The organism is Motilimonas eburnea (genome assembly GCF_021295345.1).
GTDB classification, from domain to species: domain Bacteria; phylum Pseudomonadota; class Gammaproteobacteria; order Enterobacterales; family CBDFNC01; genus Motilimonas; species Motilimonas eburnea.
Genome location: NZ_JAIMJB010000002.1, coordinates 75,270 through 94,037 on the forward strand (window position 1 = coordinate 75,270; position 18,768 = coordinate 94,037).

The 18,768-nt window shown below is 46.6% G+C and carries 15 protein-coding genes; 10 read left to right on the forward strand and 5 right to left on the reverse strand.

Features of this window, described 5'->3' with window-relative positions; all coding sequences use genetic code 11:
- Positions 1 to 66 precede the first annotated feature (66 nt).
- Positions 67 to 339, forward strand: coding sequence for an acylphosphatase (locus tag K6Y21_RS02340; RefSeq protein WP_233070077.1), 273 nt, complete (start codon positions 67 to 69; stop codon positions 337 to 339).
- A 56-nt stretch (positions 340 to 395) separates the two neighbouring features.
- On the opposite strand, the gene metG is transcribed toward K6Y21_RS02340, so the two are convergent.
- Positions 396 to 2,456, reverse strand: coding sequence for a methionine--tRNA ligase (gene metG / locus K6Y21_RS02345; protein ID WP_233070078.1), 2,061 nt, complete (start codon positions 2,454 to 2,456; stop codon positions 396 to 398).
- Positions 2,457 to 2,588: 132 nt separating this feature from the next.
- On the opposite strand from metG, the gene apbC reads away from it, so the two are divergent.
- The 4 genes from apbC (at position 2,589) to K6Y21_RS02365 (ending at position 6,947) form a co-directional block, all read left to right on the forward strand.
- A complete protein-coding gene (apbC, locus tag K6Y21_RS02350; protein ID WP_233070079.1) occupies positions 2,589 to 3,680 on the forward strand; it encodes an iron-sulfur cluster carrier protein ApbC in 1,092 nt (363 codons plus the stop codon).
- A 94-nt stretch (positions 3,681 to 3,774) separates the two neighbouring features.
- Positions 3,775 to 4,419 carry a uridine kinase gene (gene udk / locus K6Y21_RS02355; protein ID WP_233070080.1) on the forward strand — a complete coding sequence of 215 codons (645 nt, stop codon included), beginning with the start codon at positions 3,775 to 3,777 and terminating at the stop codon, positions 4,417 to 4,419.
- An 82-nt stretch (positions 4,420 to 4,501) separates the two neighbouring features.
- On the forward strand, positions 4,502 to 6,439 hold the full coding sequence (locus K6Y21_RS02360; RefSeq protein ID WP_233070081.1) for an AsmA family protein: 1,938 nt from the start codon (positions 4,502 to 4,504) through the stop codon (positions 6,437 to 6,439).
- Between the two features lie 58 nt (positions 6,440 to 6,497).
- On the forward strand, positions 6,498 to 6,947 hold the full coding sequence (locus tag K6Y21_RS02365; protein ID WP_233070082.1) for a low molecular weight protein-tyrosine-phosphatase: 450 nt from the start codon (positions 6,498 to 6,500) through the stop codon (positions 6,945 to 6,947).
- A gap of 128 nt (positions 6,948 to 7,075) precedes the next feature.
- On the opposite strand, the gene K6Y21_RS02370 is transcribed toward K6Y21_RS02365, so the two are convergent.
- Positions 7,076 to 8,758 carry an NAD-dependent malic enzyme gene (locus K6Y21_RS02370; RefSeq protein WP_432757972.1) on the reverse strand — a complete coding sequence of 561 codons (1,683 nt, stop codon included), beginning with the start codon at positions 8,756 to 8,758 and terminating at the stop codon, positions 7,076 to 7,078.
- 456 nt (positions 8,759 to 9,214) lie between these two features.
- Between K6Y21_RS02370 and K6Y21_RS02380 the strand changes: the two genes are divergently transcribed.
- Positions 9,215 to 9,688, forward strand: a complete 474-nt coding sequence (locus tag K6Y21_RS02380) for a YaiI/YqxD family protein (protein ID WP_233070084.1) — start codon at positions 9,215 to 9,217, stop codon at positions 9,686 to 9,688.
- Between the two features lie 356 nt (positions 9,689 to 10,044).
- Here K6Y21_RS02380 and K6Y21_RS02390 read toward each other — a convergent pair whose 3' ends face one another.
- Both K6Y21_RS02390 and rne read right to left on the reverse strand, forming a co-directional pair.
- Positions 10,045 to 11,616, reverse strand: a complete 1,572-nt coding sequence (locus K6Y21_RS02390) for a SulP family inorganic anion transporter (RefSeq protein ID WP_233070085.1) — start codon at positions 11,614 to 11,616, stop codon at positions 10,045 to 10,047.
- A gap of 211 nt (positions 11,617 to 11,827) precedes the next feature.
- On the reverse strand, positions 11,828 to 14,929 hold the full coding sequence (rne, locus tag K6Y21_RS02395; protein WP_233070086.1) for a ribonuclease E: 3,102 nt from the start codon (positions 14,927 to 14,929) through the stop codon (positions 11,828 to 11,830).
- A gap of 362 nt (positions 14,930 to 15,291) precedes the next feature.
- Between rne and rluC the strand changes: the two genes are divergently transcribed.
- The gene (gene rluC / locus K6Y21_RS02400; RefSeq protein WP_233070087.1) at positions 15,292 to 16,230 is read left to right on the forward strand and encodes a 23S rRNA pseudouridine(955/2504/2580) synthase RluC; all 939 of its coding nucleotides are present in this window, start codon (positions 15,292 to 15,294) and stop codon (positions 16,228 to 16,230) included.
- An 82-nt stretch (positions 16,231 to 16,312) separates the two neighbouring features.
- Here the strand turns inward: rluC and K6Y21_RS02405 are convergent, their stop codons facing one another.
- Positions 16,313 to 16,894, reverse strand: a complete 582-nt coding sequence (locus K6Y21_RS02405; protein ID WP_233070088.1) for a Maf family protein — start codon at positions 16,892 to 16,894, stop codon at positions 16,313 to 16,315.
- Between the two features lie 128 nt (positions 16,895 to 17,022).
- Between K6Y21_RS02405 and yceD the strand changes: the two genes are divergently transcribed.
- The 3 genes from yceD to plsX are packed head-to-tail and all read left to right on the forward strand — an operon-like array spanning position 17,023 to position 18,768.
- Complete coding sequence (yceD, locus tag K6Y21_RS02410) at positions 17,023 to 17,547, forward strand: 23S rRNA accumulation protein YceD (protein ID WP_233070089.1); 525 nt, start codon at positions 17,023 to 17,025, stop codon at positions 17,545 to 17,547.
- A gap of 10 nt (positions 17,548 to 17,557) precedes the next feature.
- On the forward strand, positions 17,558 to 17,728 hold the full coding sequence (gene rpmF, locus K6Y21_RS02415) for a 50S ribosomal protein L32 (RefSeq protein ID WP_233070090.1): 171 nt from the start codon (positions 17,558 to 17,560) through the stop codon (positions 17,726 to 17,728).
- A gap of 11 nt (positions 17,729 to 17,739) precedes the next feature.
- Positions 17,740 to 18,768: a phosphate acyltransferase PlsX gene (gene plsX, locus K6Y21_RS02420; RefSeq protein WP_233070091.1), complete on the forward strand. Its 1,029-nt coding sequence runs from the start codon at positions 17,740 to 17,742 to the stop codon at positions 18,766 to 18,768.

Consider the following 18,768-nt stretch of genomic DNA (forward strand, 5'->3'; position numbering starts at 1 on the left):
AACTGTGTTCAAGGTGCAGGAAATTACCGCGTTAATTGCATAAACTAAAACAAAAGAGGAGGGTGTATGACTAAAATCGGTGTGCATGTGTTGGTCTCGGGTGTGGTACAAGACGTGGGTTTTCGTTTTTTTACTGTGCGAGAGGCAGAACGCTTAGGCGTGGTGGGCCATGTTCGTAACTTGACATCGGGTGATGTAGAGGTGGAAGCTTATGGTGAGCCTGAAGCAATAAAAAGTTTATTGGCTTGGCTTGAGCACGGGCCGAAAACAGCTCAAGTAGAGCATCTTGTTGCCAAAGAAATACCGGTAAAACATCTCATTTCGTTTACCTCAGACTAATCAAGCCAGCATGAGCTGGCTTGTTCGTCGTTCTAGCAAGGTTAACGCTTATGTTGTTACATAATACGCATGCCGGGTACAGCACCTTGGTCGGGATTAAGGATGTAGATTTCTTCTCCTCCTGGCCCTGCTGCTAGCACCATGCCTTCAGACATGCCAAATTTCATCTTTCTCGGTGCTAAGTTGGCAACCATCACCGTTAATTTACCTTCGAGTTGTTCTGGCTCGTAGGCGGATTTAATACCAGCAAACACTTGGCGTGTCTCTCCGCCTAGATCTAAGGTGAGTTTAAGCAGCTTTTTGGCTTCTTTGATGGCCTCTGCTTTGACAATTTTAGCAACCCGTAAATCCACCTTAGCAAAATCATCAAAGCTTATTTGCTCGGCAATCGGCTCTTTGTCCAGCTCAGATTGGCTTGCTTTTTCTGCTTTGGCTTGTGCCGATTGTTTTGCTTTGTTTGCCGCTTCAAAGCTGGCCTTTTCTTCGGCAATCATGGCTTCAACTTGTTTTGGATCAACGCGTTGGAATAGTGCCTTAAACTTAGCAATTTGATGGCCAGTTAACGGTGTTTGAATACCATCCCACGTTAACGTTTCGTTTAAAAAACCTTCGGCACGTTCGGCTAATTGTGGCATAACCGGTTTGAGGTAACCCATCAAAATACGGAACAAGTTGATGCCCACCGAGCAAACTGATTGTACTTGTTGCTCCGCGCCTTCTTGTTTTGCCAGTACCCATGGGGCTTTTTCATCAACATAGCGGTTGGCGACGTCTGCTAATGCCATAATTTCACGTATTGCTTTACCAAACTCACGGGTTTCGTAGGCGTTGGCGATGGTGTCAGCCTTATCTGTAAATTGCTGATATAGCTCAGGCTCAGCAAACTCTTCGGCCAACATGCCGTCGAACTTCTTGCTGATAAAGCCCGCGTTACGAGAGGCTAGGTTAACCAGTTTGTTTACCACATCAGCGTTAACACGTTGGACAAAATCATCAAGGTTAAGGTCTAAATCATCGACGCGGCTTGATAATTTAGCTGTGTAGTAATAACGCAAACATTCAGGCTCAAGGTATTTCAGATAAGTGGCGGCGTTAATAAAGGTGCCTTTCGATTTAGACATTTTTTCGCCGTTAACGGTCACATAGCCATGAACGTTCACTGCGGTTGGTTTTCTAAAGCCTGCGCCCTCTAACATGCCCGGCCAAAACAGACAGTGGAAGTTTACGATGTCTTTACCGATAAAGTGATATAACTCGGCATCGCTCTTGGTGCCCCAGTATTCATCAAAGTTAAGGCCCGGCGTACGATCACACAGGTTTTTAAAGGAGCCCATGTAACCAATAGGCGCATCTAGCCATACGTAGAAGAATTTGCCTGCTTCGCCGGGAATTTCAAAACCGAAATATGGCGCATCTCGGGTGATATCCCATTGCTTAAGGCCCGTTTCAAACCATTCTTCTAATTTATTGGCTACTTCGTCTTGCACCGCATCAGAGCGCACCCAAGTTTGTAGCATTTCGGTAAATTGGGGTAAGTCGAAGAAAAAGTGCTCGGTGTCCTTCATAACAGGTGTGGCACCCGATACGGTCGAGCGAGGGTCGATCAACTCGGTCGAACCATAGGTCGCGCCACATGAATCACAGTTGTCGCCGTATTGATCTGGCGCTTTACATTTAGGACAAGTACCCCGAACAAAACGCTCAGGCAGGAACATTTCTTTTTCAGGATCGAATAGCTGTGAAATAGTGCGGCTGCTGATGTAGCCTTTACTTTTTAGCTGCTGGTAAATGTAAGCCGATAATTCACGGTTCTCTTCACTGTGCGTACTGTGATAGTTATCAAAACTGATGTTAAAGCCTGCGAAATCACGTTGGTGATCTTCGCTTACTTGCGCAATCATGGCTTCTGGCTCAATACCTAGCTCTTGCGCCTTTAGCATTACTGGGGTGCCATGGGCATCATCGGCGCAAATAAAGTGCACTTTGTTATCACGCATTCGTTGGTAACGTACCCAAACATCCGCTTGGATATGCTCTAGCATGTGACCGAGGTGAATGGAGCCGTTTGCATAAGGCAAGGCGCAGGTGACTAAAATTTTGCGAGCTTGATTGGCCATATTTTCCAGTTCTTTTTAACAATGATAATTCTGGGGCGAATGTTACCTAATAGCGCCTGTAAATCCCAGTGGTGACATGAAAATAGCCAGAATTTTGCTACACTGGCGCAAAATTTCAGTTAGGTAATGAGCATGGATACGAACAAAAGAAAACAACAGGTAAATGTTGAGATGACTAAATTAGACAAAGCTATCGCCATCCTTGCCGCCGCCGAAACCACAGGGGTGATTAACACTTTAGTTGAGCGCAGCGCCATTAGCTGTCAACAGAACGCGCTTCTTTTGCATTTGCCCTTTTATGCCCCTAGTTGGTTGGCTAAGTTAAAACAAAAGTGCCAAGTCAAATTGGCCATGTTGGGCTTAACCCTCAGCGTCAATACCCAAGTGGCGACAATGGCGGCAAAGCAGGCGCAAACCATAACTGGGGTAAAAAATGTATTAGTGGTGGCTTCAGGAAAAGGCGGTGTGGGCAAGTCTACCGTGGCGGTGAATTTGGCGTTAGCGCTGGCTAAAAATGGAGCCAAGATAGGCATGCTAGATGCCGATATCTATGGGCCTTCGGTGCCATTAATGCTGGGACAACAAGATACGCGCCCACAAAGTATTGATGGCAAGACCATGACCCCGATTTCCGCTCATGGTTTAGTGGCCAATAGCATCGGTTTTTTGGTGCCTAAAGATGACGCGACCGTTTGGCGCGGCCCCATGGCCAGCAAAGCGCTGGCTCAAATTATCCGTGAGACACGTTGGGGCGAACTTGATTATTTGGTGGTGGACATGCCGCCGGGGACAGGGGATATTCAATTAACGCTGGCACAACAAGTGCCTGTCACCTCGGCCTTGATTGTTACCACACCGCAAAATGTGGCCTTAGCCGATGCCAGCAAAGGCATCAATATGTTTCGTAAGGTGAACGTGCCCGTGGTGGGCGTGGTGGAAAACATGAGTATGCACGTGTGCAGTGAATGCGGTCATCAAGAAGCCATCTTTAGCCATGGTGGCGCTGCTGAATTGGCCGAGCAATACGAGGCACCTTTGCTTGCTCAGCTGCCACTGCATCGCCATTTTTGCCAAGACACCGACCAAGGTACACCAACTGTGGTGGCGCGACCTGATTCGGCGTTGACCCTAGCGTATCGAGATCTTGCCGAGCAAGTGGCGATAAATCTGTATCAGACAGGTCAGCTTGGGCTGCAAAGTATTCCTGTGATGGCAGTAGATTAAGCGCTACATATATTCTTGACTTGCTGATGAAATATCTAGCTACCTATAATATTAGAAATATTTTCAACTGAAAAATGATCACAACAAGGCCACTATGTCTCAATCTCAAAATGAAGCCGTCATCATCGCCATAGCGGGTGCATCGGCATCAGGTAAAAGCTTAATTGCACAATCTATTTATCGAAAACTGCGAAAAGATTTTAGCTCGCAAGAAATCGGGGTGATTTCAGAAGACAGGTACTATCGTGATCAGAGCCATTTACCGATGGAGCAGCGGGTATTGACCAATTATGATCACCCTAATGCCATGGAGCATGAGCTTTTAGTCGAGCACCTCAAAGCGCTAAAAGCTGGTGAAGTGGTTCAGTTGCCAAACTACTCTTACACCGAACATACCCGTATGGATGAAACCACGGAGTTTAAACCGAAAAAGGTCATCATTCTTGAAGGGATTTTGCTATTGAATGTACCTGAACTTCGTGAATTAATGCACACTAGCGTATTTATGGATACGCCCCTTGATATTTGTTTATTGCGTCGGTTAAAAAGAGACGTTGAAGAGCGCGGTCGCTCGATGGAATCTGTACTGCAACAGTATCAAGCCACAGTGCGTCCTATGTTTTTGCAATTCATTGAACCATCAAAGCAATATGCTGATATTATTGTTCCTAGAGGCGGTAAAAACACCATCGCAATCGATGTGTTGACGGCTCGAATTCGTCAGTTTTTAAAAAATTAGGCTTGCTCCTTTACCCGATAGTGTTGGTTGGTGACCCTGTTAAGGGAGCAGGCATTCATGCGAAAGACACATAGGAATCATCATGAAAAAGCTATTATATGCTGGGGTGGCGCTGCTGATATTGGCTATTATTGGCCTCGTTTTGATCACATCAATGATCGACACCGATAAGATCAAAGCCTTAGTTGCAGAGCAGGTAAAAGCTAAAACGGGTACTGAGTTGGTGATATCGGGTGATCTCAGCTGGCAGTTTTTTCCTCGCTTGGGATTTACCTTAGGTAAAACCGAGCTGCGCAACCCAAGTGGTTATAGTCAAGCAAATTTGGTTGAATTTACCAGTGCTAGCATGGATTTAGCAGTCAAACCCTTGTTTGATAGAAAGGTTGAGATCGGGCAAGTCACGCTGTCAGGGTTAACATTAAACTTAATCACCAACAGTGCCGGTAAAAACAACCTAGATGAATTAACCCAAACCATGGCCAAACAAGGTGCGACGGCACAAGCCAATACCGAAAATGTGCCTTCTGAGCCATCGCCGGAGCCTTCGCCAAAATCTAAACCAGCCAGCGATTATGTCATCAGTATTGCTGGTATCAGTATTGAAAACGGTCAAGTCGAGATCACCGATGAGCAAACTGGTAAACAGCAAAAAGTATCCAATATTAATGTGAGCCTGGATGGTTTAGCGCTGGCTAATGCTATACCTACTCGTTTGTCAGCCGATTTTATTGCGGAGGGACTGGTGGCCCGAGCCAACACTGAGTTTGCCCTGACGCTTAGTCAAGATTTTAATACCTTCTCGTTAGATCGGCTATCAGCAAGATTTGAGCTGGCAGGTGATGCGGTGCCTAATGGGGATCAGGTTGTGCAGTTAGCGGCCGACGTGGTTTATCAGGTGAGCAGTAAAAAGGCGCAGATAAAGCAAATCGAACTTGACGCACTTGCCCATCGTATAACGGGTGAGGCTTCATTTTTGCAAGCCAAGGTCCCATCTATACGCTTTAATTTTGCCACTGAAAAACTTGATCTGAACAAGTTGCAAGGGCAGTTAGGGCAGGCGCAGCAAGCAAGCGCGGCTAAATCGACCTCAGATGATAGCGAGTCAACATCTGTATCGAGCGCCCCTGAGTCAAGCACAGATTTGAGTGGGTTAGCGGCTGTTGATGTGAAAGGTGAGCTAAGTGCCGCTCAAGTTACCCTAGATCAGGTCTTAATTGAACACGTTAAGATGACAGCGAATATTGGCAATGGCAAAGCATCGTTAACGGATATCCAAGCTCAATTATACCAAGGCAAGTTAACGGGACAGCTGAGTCTGAACGGCCAAGGTAAACAGCCTAGTTTTAGAATCAAACAAACCTTAACCGGCGTGCAGGTGAGGCCACTGCTGACGGCCATGGCGCAGTTAGATAAGCTATCGGGCAGCATGAATGCGCAACTGGATTTAACAGGTCGAGGGTTAACCGATGCCGAGATCCGTCAAAGTTTAGCTGGCACCGCGGGGCTTAAATTTAGCGATGGCGCTTTACATGGCATCAATATTGCGCAAATGGTGCGACAGGCTAAGGCGCAACTGAAAGGGCAGTCTCCTGATAAAGTCGTGGAGAAAAAAACAGATTTCACGGCCCTTACCGGCAGTTTTCAGGTTGCTAATGGGGTGGCTAAAACCCAAGACCTAGACATGGATTCACCGGCACTACGGATATCCGGTAAAGGGCAAACGAGTTTAATCAAGGAAACCTTAGATTTTTCCCTTAATGTTGCCGTAGTGGGCAGTCTGAAGGGGCAAGGCGGCAAGTCAGAAGATGAACTAAAAGGATTTAACGTGCCATTAAAAATAGCAGGCACATGGCAACAACCTAATTTTGCCTTGGATATGGAGGCCTTGTTGAAGCAAGAGATGCAGCAACATGGACAAAAACTAAAGGAAAAAATCGATAAGCAAATCGATGACAAAATCAAAGATGAAGGCACTAAGGAGCTGTTAAAAAAATTGCCCCTTGATGGTTTGTTTAATTAAGCTGTAAATGGCTCATTAGCGTGTGGGCCATATTTTTAGCTAGAAAATAGAGATGGATATGAAAATTTTGCTTGTGTGTTTAGGCAACATTTGCCGCTCACCGACGGCTGAAGCAGTGCTGAGACACAAAGCCGCGGCCAGAGGACAGGAGCTTGTGGTGGATTCAGCGGGTACGATCGCGGCTCATGCAGGTGAAGCTCCTGACCGCCGCTCAATTGCCGCAGGAGAGGCAAGGGGGTACGATTTTACGGGGATCTATTCGCGTAAAGTTCGGGCTGATGATTTTATTAATTTCGACTTGATTTTAGCTGCGGACAATCAAAATGTACGCGACCTAAAAGCCATTGCGCCGCAACAGTATCAAAACAAAATTAGGTTACTGCTCAGCTATGCCGCCTTAGACACAGATGAAATCCCCGATCCCTATTACGGTGGAACGGGTGGCTTTAATCATGTCATTGATTTGATAGAGCGAGCCAGTGATGCGCTGCTAGAGGAACTAAGTTAAGGGCTAATCACCTTAAGGCTTAATGATAGGTATTCGCTAGCAAAGGTGTTGCCAAGTATTGAGCAAATCGATAGTAGAGTAAACCTTGGTGGCTTGATCTTAGTGCCACCAAGGCAAAACTTAGGGTGCTAGAAAGATGTTCGTCGGTATTTACGATAAACAGGTTGCCAAAATTGGCTGATAAGCTCCTGATCGAGTACTTCTTCTGCAACGGGTAAAGCGAGCCCATCTTCGATGGCTTGCATGGCCACGGCCTTGGCGATTTGCTTACTCACACCTTGGATCTGTGATAGCGGTGGTAACAGCCCGTGTTGTTCAGACTTAAACTCCATCGCCGCATCCGCAAGGGCTTGGCTGGCCGCCATTAACATATTGTCGCTGATAGATTTAGCGCTAACAGCAAGCACGCCAAGGCCAATACCCGGGAAAATGTAACTGTTATTACACTGGGAAATCTCGATTGTTTCACCATTAAAACTGACCGGTGCAAACGGGCTGCCAGTGGCGACAATGGCTTTTCCTTGACTCCAATTTATAATATCCGCTGGTGCACCCTCAACGCGCGAGGTTGGATTAGAAAGAGGCAATACAATAGGTTGTGCAGTATTGTGGCACAGTTGATTGATGATCTCTTGGGTAAACAGGCCGGGTTGTCCGCTCACCCCAATCAGCACTGTGATGTTAGCCTGTTCCACAACTTGTTGTAAGCCGATAGGTGCAGGAGTTGGCCAACGGTGGATAGCCGATTTAGGTTGAACTAAAGCTTGCTGAAAAGGCTGTAAGTTTGGCATATCGTCAGTGAGCAGACCATATCGGTCAACCATAAACACTTGTTGTCTGGCTTGTTGTTCGGATAAGCCCTCACGCTGCATTTGTTTAATGATGTGCTCCGCGATGCCGCAGCCGGCTGATCCAGCCCCTAAAAACGCGATTTTTTGTTGGCTTAATTTTTCCCCTTTATTTTGACAAGCTGCGATCAAGGTGCCCACAGAGACAGCGGCGGTTCCTTGAATATCGTCATTGAAGCAACACAGTTGATGACGATACTTGTTTAGCAGGGGAGTGGCATTGGCTTGAGCGAAATCTTCAAATTGCAATAACACCTCTGGCCAGCGACGTTTGACCGCCTGAATAAATTGTTCAACAAATTCTGCGTATTGGTCGCCAGTAATGCGGGGATGACGCCAACCCATGTACATAGGATCGTTAAGCAGTTGGGTATTGTTGGTGCCCACATCGAGTACAATAGGTAAACAATAAGCAGGGCTGATGCCGCCACAGGCAGTGTATAGAGCCAGTTTACCAATCGGGATCCCCATGCCGCCAATGCCTTGATCACCAAGGCCTAAAATACGTTCACCATCGGTCACCACGATCACTTTTACATTTTGCTTGGTGGCGTTTTGTAACATGTCATCAATTTTGTCACGCTCGGGGTAAGAAACAAATAAGCCCCGCTTACGGCGATAGATCTTGGAAAACTTTTGACAAGCCTGGCCGACGGTTGGCGTGTAGATAAGAGGCATGATTTCTTCAAGATGATCATTGATCAAGCGATGAAATAGGGTTTCATTGGTATCTTGAATGTTGCGCAAATAGATGTGCTTGTCTAGATCGGTTTTGAATGAACTAAATTGCTGATAACATCGTGCGGCTTGCTCCTCGATGGTTTCAATATTATGGGGCAATAAACCGGTTAAATTAAAACTGTCGCGCTCCTCTTGTGAGAAGGCACTGCCTTTGTTGAGCAGTGAGGTTTCCAATAAAGCAGGGCCCGCAAAGGGAATGTATAAGGGACGTTGAAATGGCATAACGGTGAACTCAATCAAGTGGTTATCAAATGGCATTTTTATTGTGACCTATAAACATATATTTACAACTGGTTTTAATGTGAACTAAAGCTATTTCAGAACAATTAAAACAAGTCAAAAATTGCCTTATGTTATGGTTTTACTCGGATCATGGAATGAGTGTAATAGGGCCTGTTGACCTTTTGAGCTTGTTTTTGCAGCGATTTGTTGGGTATTTATACCAGGCAGTGGCTTTGTGGCATAGTATCCTACGCGAAAAGGCGCTAACGCAGTAGAAATGCCCAACAAACGCTGTCCTATGGATTCGGCTAAATGCGTTTTGTGCGTCGTTGAGCAGTGTTCACTTAGAATGCTAAGCTACACACTGCTCGCCTTGCCCAAAACGCTTTTAGACAAGGTGTCTCCCACTCCAACAAAAATTAACCACGAAAGGCCAATAGGCCCTAAGGAACCAATATGAATATTTGGGTTGATGCGGATGCTTGTCCGGTCGTGATCAAGGAAATCCTGTTTCGTGCTGCGCAGCGAGTCGGTGTACATACCACCTTGATTGCCAATATGTCGATCCCAGTTCCTCCATCTGCGTATCTACATAGTGTTCAAGTCTCCTCTGGCTTTGATGTGGCGGATCAAGAGATTGTAAAGCGCTGTGATGCAGGGGATATCGTGATCACCAGTGATATCCCTCTCGCTGATGAAGCCATTAGCAAAGGAGCACATGTGTTAAGTCCAAGGGGGGAGGTGATGACAAAAGACAACATACGTCAACGACTTAACATGCGTGACTTTATGGATACGCTGCGCGCGAGCGGGGTGCAATCAGGTGGGCCAGCGCCGTTAGGCAATCGTGATAAAATGAACTTTGCTAATGAGTTGGATAAGTTACTTACTGTTTATCAACGCAAACAAAAAGCGAAAGGGACGAAATAAGCAAAGGCACTTGGCGTGACTATTAGATAGCAGCAGACAAGTGCCCAATACCCAATCAACCTGGACAGGCTTGATTGGGTAGTAGGGCCTGTTGATCTTTGGAGCTTGTTTTTGCAGCGATTTGTTGGGTATTTATACAAGGAAGCGACTTTGTGGCATAGTCACCTACGCGAAAAGGCGCTAACGCAGTAGAAATGACCAACAAACGCTGTCCTGTGGATTCGGCTAAAAGCGTTTTGCGCGTCGTTGAGCAGTATTTACTTAGATTGCTAAGCTACACACCGCTCGCCTTGCCCAAAACGCTTTTATCTCGAACAAAAATTAACCACGAAAGGTCAACAGGCCCTAATGACGTCTTAGCCTAGGCTGTCGGTCATGACTTTATAGTTAGGGTCCTCAATCAGGTTCACTTCAACCAAATCGCCGGCTCTGGTTAGCAGCTGACGACACTCGGGGCTTAAATGCTTTAAGTGCAGGGTTTTACCTTGGTTTATGTAGCGTTCGGCCAAAGTATCAATGGCTTCGAGTGCCGAATGGTCTACCACGCGTGAACCAGCAAAATCGATGATCACGTCTTTGGGATCATTTTTAACATCGAACAAGGCTAAAAAGTGACTTACTGATCCAAAGAATAGAGGGCCATGGAGTTGATAGACTTTATGATCTTCATCAACTTGGGTACTGTCAGCATATATGTGCTTAGCGTGTTGCCAAGCAAACACCAGCGCAGACACGATGACACCAACAAATACGGCCACGGCTAAATCGGTGAATACGGTTACCACGGTCACGAGTACAATAACAAAGGCATCATGTTTAGGCACCTTACGCATTACCTTAAACGAGGCCCATTCAAACGTGCCCAGTACCACGATAAACATAACCCCAACCAAGGCTGCCAGCGGTACCACTTCGATGATACTTGAAGCAAATAAAATAAACGCGAGTAAACCAAGGGCCGCAGTGATCCCAGATAAACGGCCACGGCCACCTGAGTTTATGTTGATCATGGATTGACCTATCATGGCACAACCGCCCATGCCACCAAACACACCGTTGGTCATATTAGCCACGCCCTGAGCTACACATTCTTTATTACTATTACCGTGGCTTTCTGTCATTTCATCAATCACGGTAAGTGTAAGTAAAGATTCGATTAAACCAACGGCGGCCAAAATAAGTGAATAAGGCAATATTATCTGCAAGGTTTCCCATGACAGCGGCACCTCAGGCAGGGCAAAGCTGGGCAGCGATCCTTGAACGGTTGCGTTGATGTCGCCTGTCATGTTGACGAGGTAATCTTGTACATTGCGTGTATCAAGATCGAGCCCGATAGCCAACAGGGTGACCGTCGCTATCGCGACTAAGGATGACGGTACCGCGGTGGTTAATTTAGGTAAAAAGTGAATGATTGCCATAGTGAGTAAAATCAGGCCGCCCATGATAGTCAGCTGATCAGCTGGCAACCATTGGTATAGATTGTTACCCAGCTCATCAACGCCCACTTTTTCTTTAAACTGACCAAATTGGGCAAGAAAAATCACGATGGCCAAGCCGTTGACGAAACCTATCATCACGGAGTGGGGCACGATTCGGATAAATTTACCAAGGCGGAATACGCCTGCTAACACTTGGATAAGGCCAGTAAGTAATACGGCTGCAAACAGATATTGTACACCGTGTGTGGCTACGAGGGAGACCATGACCACAGCCATGGCGCCAGTGGCACCAGAAATCATTCCCGGTCGCCCACCAAATACGGCCGTGATCAAGCCAACCATGAAGGCGGCATAGAGGCCTATCATGGGCTCTACGCCGGCGACAAAGGCAAATGCCACCGCTTCCGGTACTAACGCGAGGGCCACGGTAAGGCCGGATAAAACGTCATTTTTGACGCTGACTTTGGTAAATTTGGGAAACTCAAACATCAGTTAACTTCTTATTCCTTTAATGGCTATTTTTTCAGCCTAGTTGAGTTGGCTGATTAACGACAGCATATTTAAACCATGCTGGTCATGATGACGCGTAGTTGGCTGCTATTGGGTTATAAACACGATTGATATAACCAAAAACGAGCGGCCTTACACATGAAAAAAGACCGCCAAGGCGGTCCTTTTAATTTCTGGGCAAATTAACACATTAAGATTGTGCTGGTCTGCTCATCTCGCTACTGGCACTGCTGGTGGCATGTAAGCTACCCGCTTGTTTAGCCGATTTGCTGATCAACGCACGCTCAGTGGCTATTTTTGTTTGCACCTTAGGCGCATTTGACGGCGCAAAATTTGGCTTAGTCATGGCTGCAGTCGCGTGGCCTTTTGGTACCAATACTTTTGCTGTATTGCTTGACGGGGCGTCATCCTTTTTGGTCACTTGCGGTAAACTGTTCACGTCAACGTCCTGTGCATCCGTGGTTATTACGGCAGGCTCTGATACAACAATCTCCTTAGCTTGATTAGCCGAAGGGACATCTTGCACGTGTGTGTCTTGTGCAGCATTATCCAAGCTGTTAGGCGTTTTGGCGTCAGCAGCTGAACTTGCTTGGTTATCCATTACTTCAGCAGGCGCTTTTGCCGCTGGTGCTTGTTCGCTATTTAGCTGGCTATCCTCGTTCACTTTCACTTGTTCACTACTATCAGAAGATGCTTCTTCAGGGTAGCGAGAAGTAACGGCATCATTTGCCTGTGGGGCAGACGATTCAGCGTCTTTGGATTCTTGATTACGTTGATCACTAAAACGCTTACGACGATAGTTCCCCGTACGTAAGTGTCTTGGCATACGGCGTGAGCGTTTCTGATCTTCTTCCTGCTCGGCATTCGCCTCTTTGGTCTGCTCGTTTGCCGGTGTTGGTTCACCTTTATCTACTGCTTCAAGCTCAGTTTTCGCTTCTAGCTCGGGTTGAGCTGGGGTCTGTGAGCTTGATTGCTCGGCGTCAGGCTGCTTTTTGCTCGCAGCTGGCGCTTCGCCCTGATGGGTACTGGCAAGTGAAGTCTCGGGTTTACTTTCTGCTCCAGGCTCCTGCGTTGAGGTCGTTTCGGCCACCGTTTGTTCAACCGGTTTTTTCTTCGCAGGCTTACGACGTGGCTTTTTCTCCGCTGTTTCCACAGGCGCGCTTTCCACCACTTTTTGCTCATTGTTTTGAGCCTGAGCTGGTTGAGAGGCGGCTTGTTGATCTTCAGCGGTTATGTCCACAGCGTTATCTTGTTTAACGCGCACTTTTTTACGTAAGTTGCGGCGTTGACGGCGCTCAGCCACGACTTGCTCTTTGTTGTGGTTGTCGCTGTTGTCTTGGCGTTTACGGTTTGGCTTTTCTTGACGCTCACCTTTAGCCTGGTTTGACTTGTTTTCTTGATCTGGGTTGTCCGCTTTGGCTTTGGTGCGACGTTTTGGTCGCTCATTGCGTTCATTTCGGTCATTGCGCTCGTTACTGCGCCCATTACGATCACTATTTTCACCACGGCGGTTGTTACGGCGGCGATTATCTTTATTGTTACGGCGTGCTTTCTTTGGCTTTTCTTCCTGCGCAGGCTCTTGAGCCTCAGGCGTTGAAGCTGGCGCAAAGAAACGGCCAATAGCATCAAAGAATCGACTGAGTAAAGAAGGCGATTTAGCGGCTGCTACGGGAGTTGGCGCTTGCGGTGCCCCTTGAGTCGATTCGGTGATAAAGCCATGCACAGCAGGCTCTTCCGTTGCGCGCTGGCTCGTGATTTGACCTGGCTGGTAGACCTCGGCCGTGCGCTCTAAGCTCTCATAATCAATGGCTTCAACTTCGTCATTTTTTCGTAAACGAGACACTTCAAAATGCGGCGACTGTAAGTTCTCATTAGGAATAATATACGCTTCAACATTGTGGCGTTTTTCTATTTTGGCTACAGCTCGGCGTTTTTCGTTAAGTAGGTACGCCGCTACTGGAACGGGCACCATGGCTTGAATTTGTTGCGTATTTTCTTTGATGGCTTCTTCTTCAATCAAACGCAAAATGGCCAGCGCTAATGATTCATTATCACGTATGGTGCCTTGCCCGTTACAGCGCGGACAGACATGAGAGGCCGACTCACCTAGAGAAGGGCGCAAGCGTTGACGCGACATTTCCATCAAACCAAAACGCGAGATACGCCCTAGCTGTACTCTTGCACGATCTTGGCGAACGGCATCACGCATGCGGTTTTCAACCTCACGTTGATGACGTACTGGAGACATGTCGATAAAATCAATAACAACCAAGCCACCAAGGTCACGTAATCGTAATTGACGAGCAATTTCATCTGCTGCTTCAAGGTTGGTATTTAATGCCGTTTCTTCGATATCACCGCCGCGTGTTGAGCGCGCTGAGTTGATGTCGATTGAAGTCAAGGCTTCGGTTGGATCGATAACAATTGAGCCGCCAGAAGGTAACCGAACTTCACGTTGAAAAGCAGACTGGATCTGGCTTTCGACTTGGTAGTGGGTGAACATAGGTGACTCTAGCTGATACAGTTTTACTCGGCTCAGGAAGTCAGGTCGAACCATGGAAATGTGCTGTTTAGCTAATTCATAGGTTTTGGCATGGTCAATCAGGATCTCGCCAATATCACGACGTAAGTAGTCACGGATGGCGCGAACGATGACATTGGATTCACGGTGAAGTAGACATGGAGCGTTGCGCTTATCGGCCTCCTCAGTGATATGAGACCAATGATTGATCAACATTTTAAGATCGTGTTCAAGTTCTTCTGCCGATTTGCCAACCCCCGCGGTGCGGACAATCAAGCCCATGCCATCGGGCAATGAAATATTACTAAGGGCTTCCTTAAGTTGGGTGCGTTCATCACCTTCGATACGACGGGAAATACCTCCAGCGCGAGGGTTATTTGGCATCAGCACTAAGTACGAGCCTGCTAAACTGATAAAGGTCGTCAGGGCTGCGCCCTTGTTGCCACGCTCTTCTTTGTCAACTTGGATGATGACTTCTTGGTTTTCTTTTAACACCTCACGGATGTTTGGGCGACCTTTGAAAGAATAGTCTTTGGGGAAGTAATTTTTGGCAATTTCTTTGAGGGGGAGGAAACCGTGACGCTCTGCACCGTAGTCAACAAAAGCGGCTTCTAGGCTGGGTTCAATGCGAGTGATTTTACCTTTGTAGATGTTGGCTTTCTTTTGGTCGTGTCCAGGGCTTTCAATATCCAGATCGTACAGGGTTTGCCCATCAACAAGGGCAACGCGCAACTCTTCTGCTTGAGTTGCGTTAATTAACATTCTCTTCATTTTTTACTCTATATAAATTCGGTTCTTAAATCGCCACATTCTGCGACTGCTTGGCCCCGGGTCGTTAGCATGAATGCAGCCTCACGGCTGGAATGCATGGGGCGCTGTTTCGGCATGCATAAAACCTTTTTACTATTTTATGGTGGTTTTATACCGTATTTACCTAGCAGGCTCTGTTTTGCTCGGAATGTAACGTACTAGCAGCTGCTTTATTACAACTTAAAATTAGTTCAGTCTGCTTAATTGTGTTTTGCTTTTTACCGTTTTGGCGGGAAAAACCTGCCGATTATCCCATTTTATTTGGAACAATAGCAAGGCATAATTTTTATTTGATTACGCTGCGCATCTGGTAGAATGCGGCCATGAATGAATTATATAAACAAGTGCAGCTACTCGATATTGATCAGGAATATCAAGGACAGCGCATTGACAACTATTTAATCGCCCGCCTTAAAGGGGTGCCGAAAAGCCTTGTCTATCGAATCGTGCGAAAAGGCGAAGTTCGGGTCAACAAAAAGCGGGTTAAACCTGAATACAAGTTGCAATCGGGTGATCAAGTTCGCGTTCCCCCTTTGCGCTTAGCGGAGCCCGATGCCCCGCCTTCGGTAAAACTAAATAAAGTGGCCGCGTTAGAATCACAAATTCTACATGAAGATGAATGGCTCATTGTGCTTAATAAACCCTCGGGGTTAGCCGTTCATGGCGGCAGCGGCCTCAGTTTTGGCGTAATCGAAGGGTTACGGGCATTAAGGCCACAATGTCGGTTCTTAGAATTGGTTCACCGAATTGATAGAGACACGTCTGGGTGTTTACTGATTGCCAAAAAACGTAGTGCATTAAGGCATCTGCATGAGCAGCTTAGAACTAAGACAATGCGTAAACGCTATCAGGCGTTGGTGCAAGGGGCTTGGCCAAAGTCGATCAGAGTAGTGCGTGAACCGCTATTAAAAAAAGCTGAGCAATCCATTGTTCAGGTGCACCCCGAGGGTAAAGCCAGTGAAACGCGCTTTAAAATTTTGCAGCGCTATCAAGGCTGTACCTTAGTTGAAGCGAGTCCCGTAACGGGGCGAACCCACCAAATAAGGGTGCACAGTGCTTGTCATGGCCATCCTATCGCAGGGGACGACAAGTATGGTGATGAAGTCTTTGCGAAAACCATGAAACAGCAAGGTTTACATCGCTTATTTTTGCACGCCGCTGAATTGGACTTTTATCATCCAGGCTTAGAGAAGGACATGTCGGTAACGGCGCCTTTGAGCCCAGAGCTGATTAACGTTTTAGACCAGTTACAGCGCACATAATATCTCATTGTAAGCCACTTTCAGCCCCGAGGTTCTGACGGGGCTGGAATAGGCATATTCAAGTAGATTAGGGGTAGCTTGTTTAAATCACATCAACGCCTTGCTCGGCTAGCATCGCGATTAATGATATTAAGGGGAGGCCGATTAAACTATTTGGGTCTCTGCCTTCAAGTCGGCTAAACAAACTTATGCCTAAGCCTTCACTCTTAAAGCTGCCTGCACAGTCTAATGGTTGCTCTAACCGAATGTAATTATCAATCATCTGATCCGTGAGTTCTCGAAAATGGACCGTATAGGGTTCCACTAAGGAGCTAATGTTACCTGTATCGCTGTTGATCAGGGCTAAGCCTGTATAAAAGGTTATTTTTTTGCCACTGGCAGCCTTGAGTTGCGCAGCCGCATTCTCTAATGTGCCAGGCTTGCCTAAAATCTGATTGCCATTCATACAAACTTGATCTGAGCCGATGATTAATGCGCCGGGAGTGTGCGTTGCAATGGCTTGGGCTTTTGCAATGGCTAAACGTTCAACTAATTCAACGGCCGATTCTCCGGCTAACGGCGTTTCATCGGTCTGCGGTTTGGCGGTGGTAAAGTCAAGGTGGAGCTTTTCCAATAGGGCTTTACGGTAAGGAGAAGTGGACGCTAAGACTATTTTTTTGTTCATTTTAGTTTCATTCTCATGGTCTGTTTTAGGCTATTGTATTTTAAGCGAGTAACATAAAGCGAGTTAAAGCGGAAAAAATAGGTTTTTCCTTTGACTCTAATACCCTGAATCTATATTATGCGCGCCTTATGCAAAGACTGAAGATTCAAATTAGCGTTGATCCTGTTCGCGCTGCCCAAAAACGGTTGGATGTCCAAGGGATAGTCCCAGCGGCAAATTTGGGTAGATTGGCAGAGTCGACTAAAGGTATTTGCAAAGATATTGAAACAAACTTGAGTTTCGATTTCGATCTGCAGAAGCTTCCGATTATAAAAGGAACAGCTGAAGTAGACGTTATGCTTGAGTGTCAGAGGTGCTCAGACGCATTTCAGTATACTTGTAAAGCCGAGTTTATATACACCCCTGTGCGCTTTGGCGCAGAGGATACCGATTTACCTAGCGCTTACGACGTTATTGAGCGGGATGAAGAAGGTGAAATAAACCTTCATCAGCTTGTGGAAGACGAATTGATCATCAACTTACCACTGATTGCAATGCATGAGGTGGAAGATTGTGGCATTAAAGAGTTTGACACCTCGTTCGGTGAAATCGTAGAAGAAGAGCGCGTTAACCCATTTGCAGTTTTAGAGTCTCTAAAACGCAAAAGTAAGTAAGGAGTCAGCCATGGCTGTTCAAAAGAGCAAAAAATCTCGTTCTAAGCGCGGTATGCGTCGTTCACATGATGCACTAGTTTCTACACAACTATCTGTAGATGCAACTTCAGGTGAGCAACACTTACGTCACCATGTAACTGCTGATGGTTACTACCGTGGCCAAAAAGTAGTTAACCTGTAAGGTTCTCTGCATTGCACGATCTGACGATCGCGCTAGATGCCATGGGGGGCGACTTCGGCCCCCAGGTCTCGGTGCCTGCAGTCCAGCAGGCACTCAATCTTTTCCCTCAATTACATATCATATTGGTTGGTGCAACCTGTGATGTGATGCCTTACTTAAAGCAACATCAGCTGGACTGTCACCCGAGATTTCGTTTTGTCCATGCAAGCGAAACAGTCGGGATGAATGACACGCCTTTGCAAGCTTTACGTGGTTTGAAAGATTCTTCTATGCGTGTTGCACTCAATTTAGTACAAGCAGGTGAAGCTCAAGCTTGCGTGAGTGGAGGCAACACAGGTGCGCTCATGGCCCTATCTAAGATGATTTTAAAATCATTACCCGGGATAGACAGGCCTGCGTTGATTACGGCAATGCCCAACACCCGAGGGACGCACACCTATTTACTCGATATTGGTGCCAATGTGAGTTGTGAAGCGGACACGTTATTCCAGTTTGCCTTGATGGGATCGGTGTTAGCGGAAAAGGTAGAAGGGCTCAGCCACCCAAAAGTAGCGTTGCTCAATGTGGGTGAAGAAGAAATCAAGGGCAACGATCAAGTAAAGCGGGCGGCGCAGCTGCTTGCGAATTGCGCACAAGTGAATTACGCAGGGTTTATTGAAGGCCATGATGTGTTCACGGGCAAGGCCGATGTCATCGTAGCTGATGGTTTTGTCGGCAATATCACCCTAAAAACCAGTGAAGGTCTAGCAAAACTCTTTAAACAACAGCTTATTTCAAGTATAAATCACAATTGGTTTACCCGCTGTTTGGGTTATTTATTGAAGCCTTCGCTGAAGCCGCAACTGGCTCACTTAAATCCAGATTTATATAATGGGGCGAGTTTAATTGGTTTACGTGGCATAGTGATCAAAAGCCACGGCAGTGCTCAAAGTCGGGCTTTTTTAAATGCAATTAAAGCCGCAGTGAAGGAAGTTGAGCGACAAGTCCCAGCGCAAATAACGGATAAATTAGAAGCAGTACTACTAGAAAGAGATTCGTGA